Source organism: Parafrankia colletiae (genome assembly GCF_001854655.1).
In the GTDB taxonomy this organism is placed as follows: domain Bacteria; phylum Actinomycetota; class Actinomycetes; order Frankiales; family Frankiaceae; genus Parafrankia; species Parafrankia colletiae.
This window is the reverse complement of record NZ_MBLM01000135.1, coordinates 25,221-36,357: the sequence shown is the minus strand read 5'-3', so window position 1 is coordinate 36,357 and position 11,137 is coordinate 25,221. Positions and strand designations below refer to the sequence as shown.

The following is an 11,137-nucleotide window of genomic DNA, read 5'->3' as shown; positions in this document are numbered from 1 at the left end:
GAGGAGCGGTGTGGCGCCGTCCCACCGGTCGGCAGAGCAACCGAACGGCCACAAAGCCACGCCGAGACTACAGCGGTCCGCCTGACCGGGCTGGTTCGTCGGCCCCGAGCCCGCAGAAGATCATTTGAGTCCGGAGCGGACGAAGGCGTTGACGACGTGGCGTTGGAGGAGCAGGTAGATCGCGAAGATGGGCAGGCAGGCCAGGCCCGAGCCGGCCATGAGCCCGCCCCAGTCGGGGCCTTCGACACCGACGAACAGGCCGCGCAGGCCGAGCTGGACGACGGAGTCGGCACGCTGGAGGACCAGCGCCGGCCAGAAGTAGTCGTTCCAGGCGTTGATGAACAGCACGATCGCGAGCGCGGCGAGCGGGGCGCGCAGGTTCGGGACGATGACCGTCCACAGGATGGACCAGGCGGAGCGGCCGTCGATACGCGCGGCGTCGATCAGGTCGCGGGGGAAGCTGGCCATGTGCTGGCGCAGCAGGAGCACGCCGAGCGCGGACACCAGATTCGGGACGATCACCCCGGGCAGCGTGTTCAGCAGGCCGGCGCGGTACAGCAGCGTGTAGTTCGGCAGCATCGTGACCTGGAACGGGACGAGCCAGGTGCCGACGAACGCCAGGTACAGCAGGGTCTGGCCACGGAACCGCCAGGCGGTGAAGGCGTAGGCGGCGAGCAGCCCGACCAGAAGCTGGCCGACGGCGATCACCAGGGCCACGACGAACGTGTTCAGGATCAGCCGGCCGATGGGCAGGACGTCCGCCACGTGGGTGTAGTTGCCGACGGAGAGCGGCCACGGGAACAGGGAGACGCTGTAGACCTCGTCCGGCCGGCGCAGGGACGTCGCGTACATCCAGTAGATCGGGAAGACGCAGAACAGGCTCAGCGCGGCGAGCAGCCCGTGCCCGACCGCGCCGCGCACCCGGTCCCGCCAGCCGGTCTCGCCGGCGGCACCGGGGTTGCTCGCGCGGGCCGTTGTCATGACAGGGGCTCCTTCGGGAATGCGATGGCCGGCGGCGGGTTACGCGGGTTGCGCCCGGTCAGGAGTCGTGGAAGGTAAGGCGGTCGGAGAGACGGATCAGTGCGAGGGCGACCAGGCCGAACGCGGCGAAGAACAGCAGGCCGGCGGCGGACGCGAAGCCGGTGTCGAAATTCTGGAAGCCGTACTCCCAGAGCAGGTAGTAGACGTTGGTGGTCTGCGAGTCCGGCCCGCCCTGGGTGAGGGTGTCGATGAGCGGGAAGGTCAGCTGGCCGGACATCAGGATGGTCATCAGCGCCAGGAACACCAGCGTCGGGGAAAGCAGCGGCAGGACGATCCAGCGGGTGATCTGCCAGCGCGACGCCCGGTCGAGCAGCGCCGCGGCCCGGTACTCGTCGTCGATCCCGCTGAGCCCGGCGGCTACGACGAGGACGGCGAAGCCGAGCAGATGCCAGCCGGTGATGACGACGATGGCGATCTGCGCGGGCCGGACCTCGTGGATCCAGTTGATCGGATGCCCGAGCACCCGGTCGACGGCGCCGCTGCGCGGGTCGAGCATCCACTGCCACAGCGCCGCGCCCGCCACCGGCGGGACCAGGACCGGCGCGAAGATCAGTGCGCCGTAGACCGCCCGACCACGACCGCCGAGTGCGGACGTCCACAGGGCGACGACGGTCGGCAGTACGACGGTGAACAGCAGCAGCGCACCGGTCATCGCGACGGTGAGCCACAGGGCGTTCCGCAGCTCGGGCAGGTCGATCAGGCGACGGTAGTTGTCCAGCCCGACGTATTCCTTCGGGGTGGTGGGCAGCAGGTTCCAGGAGAAGAACGACAGGTTCAGCGCGGCGCCGAGCGGGCGGTACGTCCACACCACCAGTGCGCCGACGGCCGGCAGCAGGAACAGGTACGGCGGCAGTGCCCGCACGGCGCGACGGGCCAGGGCCGGGCGTTGCGCCGTGACCACGGCACGCGGCCGCGGCACCGCCGCCACCTCGACGAAGGTTCCGGTCATCCGTCGCTCACCTGCTCGGCTCCGTTTCTCGGTCTTCTCACGTCAGCTGCGCGGGTTCGTGGGCCCGTGGGTCCGTGGGTCCGTGGGTCCGTGGGTCCGTGGGTCTGGGCATCCACGGTTCCCCGCCCGGCGGGCGGGACGGCACGCCGGGCGGGGACGCATCGAGGGACAGGCCGCTCAGGACCTCGGCAGCAGCTTCGCCGCCTGCTCCTGGGCCTCGGTCAGCGTCTTCTGCGGGTCCGCGCCGTTGTAGACGACGTTCTCCACGGCGCCGAGCATCGTCGTACGGATCTGGACGTAGTCCTTGCCCGGGAACGACACCCACGGCTTCAGCCGGGCGAGCTGGTCCAGGTTGGGCTTGACCAGCGGGTTCTCGGCGGCCCAGGTCTTCAGGCCGTTCGGGTCGTCGAGCAGGCCGGTGCGCAGCGGCAGGTACCCGATCTTGCTGGTGATCTGGGTGTAGGCGGCGTCGCTGGTGAGGTACTCGATGAGCTCCCAGGCGGCGCGCTGCTTCGCCGGGTCCTTGCCGAACATGAACAGGGCGGCGCCGGAGTTCGTCGGGACGACGGGCTTGGTGCCGAAGCTGGGCATCACGGTGGCCCGCAGTGTCCACGGCGGCTTGGCTCCGGCCGCACCCTTGAGGAAGATCTGCTGCGCCGAGCTGCTCTCCACGATCATGCCGATCTCGCCGCGGGCGAAGGCGGGGTAGGCCTGGTCCTGCGACAGCTTCGGGCTGGCGCCGGAGGTCACCAGATCCTGCGCCATGCTCACGGCGGCGACGGCGGGGGCGTCGGCGAAGGTCAGCTTCGACCGGTCCTCAGAGATCACCGAGCCGCCGTTGGAGGCGACCAGCGCCTGGTAGCACCAGTCACCGGAGACCTTGGTGAGGCAGTCGATGTAGCTGCCCTCCTTGCCGGTCTTCTCCTTGATGGCCAGCGCGGCGGTCTTGAACTCCGCCCAGGTCGTTGGCGGCTTCTCCGGGTCGAGGCCGGCCTGGCGGAACAGGTCGGCGTTGTAGTAAAGCACCGGCGTCGAGAAGACGAACGGCACGCCGTACGTCTTGCCGTCGGCGTCGCCGAGCGTGCGGGCGGCCGGGGCGAACGGATGTGTCCCTGCGAAGTTCGCCTGGACGGCGTCGTGCCCGACGACGTCGTCGAGCGGCTTCGCGCCGAGCGCGTCCACGGTGTAGTCGAGGTCGCCGAAGGTGAGCTGAGCGACGTCGGGGGCGTTGCCGGTGGCGAGCTGCGCCTGGATGCTGGCGGTCGCGGCGCTGCCGTAGCCCTTGAGGGTCGAGGACTGCGGCTTCTGCGCGGTCACGGTGATGTTCGGGTGGCTCTTCTGGAAGTCGGCGATCAGGCTCTTGAAGGTGTCCGTCCACGGACCGGCCTGGGCGAGGTTGTAGCTCTCGAAGACGATCGAGACCAACTGGTCGGGGCCGAGTTCGGGCACCACGTTCGCGGTGGTGGTGGACGTCTGGTCGCCGTCACCGTCGTCGGATCCGCAGGCAGCGAGGCCGAGGGTGAGCGCGAGTGCGGCAGCGCACGCGGCCGCCGTGCCGCGGGCTGAGCGCCGTCGAAACACAGCGTGCTCCTTCAGGTTCATGCATCTGGGCGTTCTGTCTGTGCTGTCTGGGTGCGCGGGCAGGTCTGGGAGCCGGATGGTTCAGGCGCGCGGGGTGGCGGGAGCGGTCCGGGCGGGGTGTGGGCGCCAGACCAGGCGCCGTCCGCTGCCCCGGTCGAACAGGTGGATGTGGTCGGGCGCGGTGGCCAGCTGGACGGGCTGGCCGGGGGCGAGGCCGAGCGGGCGGGCGCCGCGGAACTGGACGGTCTCCCCGCCGACCGCGCACTGCGCGACCTCCTCGGCGCCGAGGTTCTCCACCGCCCGCACCACACCCCGCAGCACCGGTGTCCCTGCCCGCCCCGTGCCGTCGGTCAGACGGAGGTGTTCGGGCCGGACTCCGAACACCACATCGCGGGCCTCGACCCCCTCGACCGACCCGTCCGGTTCACCCGGCCGGAGGTCGGCCTCGATGCCGTCGGCGCGCACCCGCACCCGACCGTCGAGGTTCTCGAGCCGGGCGGGCAGCAGGTTCATGGGCGGTGAACCGAGGAAGCCGGCGACGAACACCGAGGCCGGCTGGTCGAAGATCTCGGTGGGGGTGCCGACCTGTTCCAGCCGGCCGCCGTCGAGCATCGCGATCCTGGTTGCCAGGCTGAGCGCCTCCACCTGGTCGTGGGTGACGTAGAGGACGGTGGTGCCGAGCCGTTCGTGCAGGGTCCGGAACTGGGCGCGGGTGGACTGGCGCAACCGGGCGTCGAGGTTCGACAGCGGCTCGTCCATGAGGAAGGCCCGCGGGTCGCGGATGATGGCGCGGCCGACGGCGACCCGCTGGCGCTGGCCGCCGGACAGCTCCCGGGGCCGGCGGTCCAGCAGTGCGCCGAGTTCGAGCAGGTCGGCGACCTCCGCCACCCGGCGCCGGACCTGCGCGCGGGGCAGCCGCGCCGCGCGCAGCGGGAAGCCGATGTTGCGGGCGACCGTGAGGTGCGGGTACAGGGCGTAGCTCTGGAAGACCATCGCGAGGTCACGGCGCGCGGGGGCGGCGTGGGTGATGTCCTCGCCGTCGAGAAGCACCCGGCCGCCCGTCGGCGGGATCAGGCCGGCGACGAGCCGCAGCAGGGTGGACTTGCCGCAGCCGCTGGGGCCGAGGAGCACGAGGAACTCGCCGTCGGCGATGTCGAGGTCGATGCCGTCGACGGCGACGACGTCGCCGTACTTCCTGGTCAGTCCGTCGAGCTCAATTCGGCCCACGGTGCTGGCTCCTCCCCCCGTGCGCGGGCCGCACGACGTTCTGTGGCCCGCGCGCTTCCCCCAGGCGCTGCTGGTGCGCCACCGGGGCGGCCCGGCAGCCCCGTTGCCCCCGGAACCGTCCCCGGTACGCGCAAACGCAGAATACGGAGCCCTGGTATTCCCGGAGCGGCCGATTGTGAATCCGGATGAACCGATCGCCAACCCGGATTAACAGCCTACGGAGAATTCACCGGGAATGGCGCGGGCGTACTTTCCGGTGTATTTCAGATGTCCAGTTCCAGACGTTCGCCGCGGCTGCGTGAGACGCAGACCATCATCGTCCGGCCGCTGGCCCGCTCGGCCGCGCTCAGGACGGTGTCGCGGTGGTCCACCTCACCGGCGACGACGGTGGTCTCGCAGCTGCCGCAGGTGCCGTCCCGGCAGGAGGAGGCGACCACCGCACCGGCTGCTTCCAGCGCGGCCAGGATGCTCTGCCCGGGCCGGACCGTGAGGATCCGCCCGCTGCGGGCCAACCGCAGCTCGAAGGCCTGGTCACTGTCTCGGCTGGCGGGCTGGGCCGGACGGAAACGCTCGACGTGCAGCGCTTCGGCCGGCCAGTCGGCGCAGGCCTGCTCCACGGCGGTGAGCAGGGCCTCCGGCCCGCAGCAGTAGACCGCGGTCCGCTCGCCGCCCCCGGAGCGGTGCAGGTCGTCGAGGACGGCGCCGATCGGGAGCAGCCCGTGGGTGTCCTGCGGGTGCAGAACGACCCGCTCGCCATAACGTTCGGCGAGGTCGTCGGCGAACGCCATCGCCTCGCGCCGCCGGCCGCCGTAGAGCAGGCGCCAGTCCGCGCCGCGCGCGGCCAGCTCGGCGGCCATCGGCAGCAGCGGGGTGATCCCGATACCACCGGCGATGAGCAGGTAGTTCGGTGCGGCGACGAGCGGGAAGGCGTTGCGGGGGCGACCCGCCGTGAGCAGCGTGCCGGGGGCGACCCGGTCGTGCAGGTGCACCGAGCCACCCCGGCCGGCGCCCTCGCGCAGTACCGCGACCTGCCAGCTGCCGCGGTCGGCGGGGTCGCCGCAGAGCGAGTACTGGCGGATCATCCCCGGGCGGACCGTGATGTCCACGTGGGCGCCCGGTGTCCAGGCCGGCAGCGGCTCCCCGGTGGGGTCGGCCAGCTCGAGGCAGACGACGTCGTGCGCCACCCGCCGCCGGGCGTGGACCACCACCGTCAGATCCGTCCCGGCTGGCAGGGCCGGCCCGGCTGAGGGGCCGGGAGACGAGGAGAAGGAGACGGACACGAGCGACCTCCCGCGGAATTCCGCACGGTCACGGCATATGCCCTGCCACGGTAACGATGAATGCGCCTGGGCGAACCGTCAGCGCGCTGTCATTGAAACATCCGATCGATGTTCTTCGGCGAGTCGATCGGTGTTCTCCCCGGCGGTCACGGCAAGGTCGTGACCCAGGTCCGCCGCAGCGTTCTCCAGGCTGTCGAGCAGTGTTTCCACCAGCCGGGTGCGGGGCGGCCGCCACACGACGTGCACGGGTACCGACGGGACCGGGTCGACGAGCGGAACGGCACGCGCGCCGGCGATACCGAGTGCGCGTTCCCGGGAGGCGAACCCGACCACCGGTCGGGTGGTGACCAGCAATGCGCTGGCACCGGGATCGTCGACCTCGGCCACCACCCGCAGCCTGATACCGGCGCGGTCGGCGGAGCGGGACATCGTGTCGTAGAAGGCCGGGCACTGCGTGCGGTGAAACAGCAGGCAGGGCTGCCGCTCCAGGTCTCCGAACGGCACCTGGGCGCGGCCGGCCCATTCATGGTGCTCCCCCACGACGGCGAGGATGCGCACCCGCAGCACCTCCCGTGACTGCAGGCTGGAGGTGGGCGGCAGGCCGAAGATGAAACCGACGTCCAGCTCGCCGCTGAGCAGGCTCTTGATCTGGGGCCCGGTCCGGCGCTCCCACAGGCGGGGCTCGACCCCGGGGTGGGAGGCGTGCAGCCGCGCCAGCGTCGGCGGAAGAATGCGGTGCCCGGCCGGCAGGTTGAACCCGATGTTGATCCGCCCGGCCCGGCCGGCGGCGGTGTCACGGGTTATTTCGAGGGTGCGGCGCTTCAGTTCAAGAATTCTCTTCGCCTCACCCCGGAACGCCTGTCCGGCAGGAGTGAGACGTACCTCACGCGAATTTCTCGCGACCAGCTGGACACCAACCTCCCTTTCAAGGCGGGCCAGGTGCTGACTCAGCGAGGGCTGGGTCAGGTTGAGCCGCCGCGCGGCCCGCCCGAAATGGACCTCGTCGGCGATGGCGAGAAAAGAGACCAGATGTCGGAACTCCACGAGTTTCCTCCCTCATTCCCCCGTCCGCCAGTGTAGTCCGGACGTCTAACAGGCGATGAAGTCGGAGTAAGCCCGAGTAATTCTTCGGATGACCGTGTGGAGTGTTGACCCGGCAATCATGCCGCGCACAGCCGGAAAATGTGTTCCGCACCTCTTCCCGTCGGATTCGGCGCGGATCTGCCCGCCACGGCGTACAGGCACCGCCGGCCGCGGCGCCGACCAGAACAGAGAAACACCCCAAAACCTAACCTGCCAGACGAAACGGACAGTGACTCCACCGCGGGGAAGCCCCCGGGCACCGAGTCACGACCCGGCGACGGGTCCTGCCAGGACGCTGGCGACGGTCGGCCCGGGAGCCTGGAACAGGAGCCTGGAACGGGAGCCGGATCGCAATGCCGGCGAGCGCCCAGGGTCAGCCGGTGACCCGCACCGGGAGCTCCGACATCCCACGCACCACGATGTTCGGCCGGTAGGGGGGCGGATCCGCCAGCGGGGTGATGCTGCTCAGCCGGGTGGCGATGCCGCGCAGCGCCTCGCCCACCTCGAGGCGGACCAGCGGTGCGCCGAGGCAGTAGTGCAGGCCCATCCCCAGCGCGAGATGCCGGTTCACCTTCTCCCCGCCCGCGTAGCGGTCGATGCGCAGCCGGTCGGGCTCGGTGAACGCCCGCGGATCGCGGTTGGCCGAGCCGATCATCACGATGACCGCCTCGCCCGGGGTGAACGTCCGGCCCGAGACCGTGACCTCGCCGCGGGCCGTGCGGGTCGTGACCTGCGCCGGCGGGTCGAGCCGCAGCATCTCCTCGACCGCCGGCAGTGCCAGGTCGGGATCCTTCCGCAACGCGTCCAGCTGCCCGGGGTCCCGCATCAGCGCTAGGACACCGTTGCCGATCAGGTTCACGGTGGTCTCGTGGCCGGCGACCACGAGGATGAGCAGCGTGCCGAGGAGCTCGGTGGTGGTGAGCCGGTCGCCCTCGGCGTACACCTGCCCGAGGGCGGAGATCAGGTCGTCGCGCGGGTCGGCCCGGCGGGCCTCGACGAGCCCGCCGAAGAACTCCCGGAACTCGTTCACGGCGGCGGTGCGGGCGGCGAGCTCCGCCGGGGAGAGCAGGGCGTCGGGGTCCAGGCCACGCGCGATGCCGGCGGACATCCTGCGCACGGCGACATGCTCGGATGCCGGCACGCCCAGCAGGTCGCAGATCATCGTCAGGGGCAGCGGATAGGCGAAGTCCTCGATCAGGTCGACCTCGCCGGCGGCCAGGGCGGCGTCCAGCAGGCCGTCGACGACGCGGCGCGCGGTCGGGCGGGTCGCCTCGATCGTGCGCGGGGTGAAGGCCCGGCTCACGAGACCACGCAGCCGGGTGTGGTCCGGCGGCTCCATCCACAGGAACGACCCGGGCAGTTCGACGTCGCTGTCCGGGTGCAGCAGATCGGATTCCTCGGCGTGGCTCCACACCGGATCGGCGAGGATCGCGGCGGACTCCGCGTAGCCGGGGACGAGCGACGTCCCGAGCGGTCCGTCGACGAACAGGCCGGCCTCGCGCAGCGTGCGGTAGGCCTGGTAGGGGTCGTGCCGCCAGGCCGGGTCAAAGGCGTCGATCACAGCCTGGCCGACCTTCGCGTCACCGACGGCGCTGTGGGCTCCGGTGGAACTGTGGGCTCCGGTGGAACTGTGGGCTCCGGTGGAACTGTGGGCTCCGGTGGCGGTCACGCCGGGCCGCCCGCGGCCTCGAACAGCAGGCAGGTGGACGTCCCGTGTGCCACCAGCGCGCCGGCGTGGTTGGTCACCCGGGCCTCGGCTGTGGCCGTGCGGCGTCCGACGTGGACGGCTGTGGCGACACAGGTCAGCGCCTCGTCGTCGAGGGCGACGGCGCGGATGAAGTTCACCTTCAGTTCGAGCGTGGTGTAGAGCATGCCGTCGGGTAGCCGGGTGTAGACGGCGCTGCCCATCGCGGTGTCCATCAGTGTGCTGATCACTCCGCCGTGCACCGTGTACATCGCGTTGGCGGCGGCCGGGGACGGAGTGAGCGTCCACACCGACAGGCCGTCGCCGAGCTCGCTGAGCAGCACGCCGAGCGAGTGGCCGACGCCGATGCCGGCGGTCAGGCCGTGGGAGACCAGGTCGGTGAGCTCGCGCAGCCGCCGCGCCTGCCCCGTCTCGGCGGCCTCGTCCGCCTGCCCGGGACGTTCCGGGTGTTCGGGTTGCTCAGGTTGCTCGGGTTCCTCGGCGCTGACGACTGGCTCGGCGGCGCGGTCCCGGTCCAGGGTGCGGTCCATGGGCGGCGGTCTCCCGTGCGTCGGTGGCGGCAGGCGATGCGTCGCGCTGCATCGTGACCCCGGCCGTCCGTCCCTGACGACATGCATTCGCATCTCTAATCGATCCATGCACCGTGCTCGCCCACGAGGGTTGGCACCGGCCAATCGCGCGATTGGAGTCTGCCGCGCTCGCTGTCGCACCCGGACGCGGTCCGCCAGAGTGCACCCGAGCCGGGCGGACGGACGCCGTCCCGGCAGCGACCTGACCGGGAGACGCCATGGCCGCAGCAGAGACCGCCGCGCAGATCTCGACCGGACCCGCCGCCCGGCCCGCTGCCGGACCCGCCGCCGGGCCCGCCCCGGTGGAGTTCACCGCCTTCCACCCGGCGCACAAGGCCAACCCGTACCTCAACTACCAGCAGGTACGGGAGACCCGGCCGCTGTGCCCGTTCATGCTCGGCGACGTCCCGGTCACCGTGCTCACCCGGTACGCGGACCTCGAGACCGTGCTGCAGAGCGACGACTGGGTGCACGGCTACGACGCGGACATCAGCCCGTTCCGCGAGGGCAACGCCAGCGCGCCCCGTTCCTTCCTGCGGATGGACCCGCCGGATCACACCCGGCTGCGTGGGCTGGTGAACAAGGCCTTCACGCCGCGCATCGTGAACGCGATGGCGCCGCGCATCCAGGCGCACGCCGAGCGGCTGGTCGCCGAGGCCCGCACCACGGGCACGCTGGAGGTGATCAACGGCTACGCGGCCCTGCTCGCCAGCGCTTCGCTCGGCAAACTGCTGGGTGTGCCCGACGACGTCGGTGCGTCGCTGCGCGGCTGGGCACTCGCGATCGCCCGCGGCACCGACCCGGACAACCTGCTGACCGAGGACGAGCTGGTGGCCCGCCGGACGGCAACCCTCGACTTCCAGCGCTACTTCCAGGAGCTCATCGCGCAGCGCCGGGCCCAGCCGACCGACGACCTGGTCAGCATGCTCGCGGCCGCCCGGGACCGGGACGACGCGCTCAGCGAGACCGAGCTGCTCGGTGTCTCGTCGCTGATGGTCGTCGCCGGGATGGAGACGTCCATCAACTACATCGGGTCATCGGTGCTGACCCTGCTGCGCCACCCCGACCAGCTGGCGCTGCTGCGCGCCCGGCCGGAGCTGCTGCACTCCGCGGTCGAGGAGGTGCTGCGCTACGACCCGCCGACGCAGTTCACGATGCGCACGGCGTGCCGGCAGACGGAGCTGGCCGGGCGGACCTTCGAGCGTGGAGACGGTGTGCTGCTGGTCAGCGCGGCGGCCGGCCGGGACCCGGAGGCCTACCCGGACCCGGACCGCTTCGACATCACCCGCTATCACGGCCCGCGGCCGGCCCGCCGCCACCTGGGTTTCAGCGTCGGTATTCATTTCTGCCTCGGCGCCCCGCTGGCACGCATCGAGGCGGCGGCGGCGATCGGCGCACTGGTCCACGGGACGTCAACGCTTGAACTCGCGGTGGACGACGCCGATCTGGTCTACCTTCCGAGCCTGATCCACCGAGCTCTGGCGACACTTCCGATCCGGGTCGGCTGACCTGGGCCGCGCCCGCCCCGCACGGTCGCGGCGCATGCCCTGACCGGCGCCTGCACGCCCTGACCGGCGCGCGGCGAGGACATCCTGCCGCTGTCTGRCCGTTACCCGGCCGGGCGGCCGGCGTCCGGCCGATCGGCAGGGCACGCTCGGTCACGCCCCCTGCAGGGACGCGTCGTTTGTGTCGCCCTGACCCG

The 11,137-nt window shown here is 71.4% G+C and carries 9 protein-coding genes; 1 reads left to right on the top strand and 8 read right to left on the bottom strand.

What is annotated here, in order from left to right; translation table 11 throughout:
• Positions 1 to 120 precede the first annotated feature (120 nt).
• From CC117_RS22770 to CC117_RS22735, 8 genes are all read right to left on the bottom strand, one after another.
• Positions 121 to 981, bottom strand: a complete 861-nt coding sequence (locus CC117_RS22770; RefSeq protein WP_071087418.1) for a carbohydrate ABC transporter permease — start codon at positions 979 to 981, stop codon at positions 121 to 123.
• Between the two features lie 58 nt (positions 982 to 1,039).
• The gene (locus tag CC117_RS22765) at positions 1,040 to 1,990 is read right to left on the bottom strand and encodes a carbohydrate ABC transporter permease (RefSeq protein ID WP_071087416.1); all 951 of its coding nucleotides are present in this window, start codon (positions 1,988 to 1,990) and stop codon (positions 1,040 to 1,042) included.
• A gap of 177 nt (positions 1,991 to 2,167) precedes the next feature.
• Complete coding sequence (locus CC117_RS22760; RefSeq protein WP_071087414.1) at positions 2,168 to 3,592, bottom strand: ABC transporter substrate-binding protein; 1,425 nt, start codon at positions 3,590 to 3,592, stop codon at positions 2,168 to 2,170.
• Positions 3,593 to 3,652: 60 nt separating this feature from the next.
• Positions 3,653 to 4,798 carry an ABC transporter ATP-binding protein gene (locus tag CC117_RS22755; protein ID WP_071087412.1) on the bottom strand — a complete coding sequence of 382 codons (1,146 nt, stop codon included), beginning with the start codon at positions 4,796 to 4,798 and terminating at the stop codon, positions 3,653 to 3,655.
• Between the two features lie 263 nt (positions 4,799 to 5,061).
• Positions 5,062 to 6,006, bottom strand: coding sequence for a PDR/VanB family oxidoreductase (locus CC117_RS22750; RefSeq protein ID WP_084132606.1), 945 nt, complete (start codon positions 6,004 to 6,006; stop codon positions 5,062 to 5,064).
• Positions 6,007 to 6,156: 150 nt separating this feature from the next.
• A complete protein-coding gene (locus CC117_RS22745) occupies positions 6,157 to 7,122 on the bottom strand; it encodes a LysR family transcriptional regulator (protein ID WP_071087411.1) in 966 nt (321 codons plus the stop codon).
• Positions 7,123 to 7,534: 412 nt separating this feature from the next.
• Positions 7,535 to 8,722: a cytochrome P450 gene (locus tag CC117_RS22740; RefSeq protein WP_071087497.1), complete on the bottom strand. Its 1,188-nt coding sequence runs from the start codon at positions 8,720 to 8,722 to the stop codon at positions 7,535 to 7,537.
• A gap of 104 nt (positions 8,723 to 8,826) precedes the next feature.
• The gene (locus tag CC117_RS22735; RefSeq protein WP_071087409.1) at positions 8,827 to 9,396 is read right to left on the bottom strand and encodes a PaaI family thioesterase; all 570 of its coding nucleotides are present in this window, start codon (positions 9,394 to 9,396) and stop codon (positions 8,827 to 8,829) included.
• Positions 9,397 to 9,653: 257 nt separating this feature from the next.
• Here CC117_RS22735 and CC117_RS22730 point away from each other — a divergent pair, with 257 nt between their 5' ends.
• A complete protein-coding gene (locus CC117_RS22730; protein WP_084132602.1) occupies positions 9,654 to 10,943 on the top strand; it encodes a cytochrome P450 in 1,290 nt (429 codons plus the stop codon).
• The last annotated feature ends 194 nt before the right edge of the window (positions 10,944 to 11,137 follow it).

Excerpts from the sequence above, each read along its gene's own strand:
- CC117_RS22770 (WP_071087418.1), bottom strand. The coding sequence starts at position 981 with ATGACAACGGCCCGCGCGAGCAACCCCGGTGCCGCCGGCGAGACCGGC.
- CC117_RS22765 (WP_071087416.1), bottom strand. The coding sequence starts at position 1,990 with ATGACCGGAACCTTCGTCGAGGTGGCGGCGGTGCCGCGGCCGCGTGCC.
- CC117_RS22760 (WP_071087414.1), bottom strand. The coding sequence starts at position 3,592 with ATGAACCTGAAGGAGCACGCTGTGTTTCGACGGCGCTCAGCCCGCGGC.
- CC117_RS22735 (WP_071087409.1), bottom strand. The coding sequence starts at position 9,396 with ATGGACCGCACCCTGGACCGGGACCGCGCCGCCGAGCCAGTCGTCAGC.
- CC117_RS22730 (WP_084132602.1), top strand. The coding sequence starts at position 9,654 with ATGGCCGCAGCAGAGACCGCCGCGCAGATCTCGACCGGACCCGCCGCC.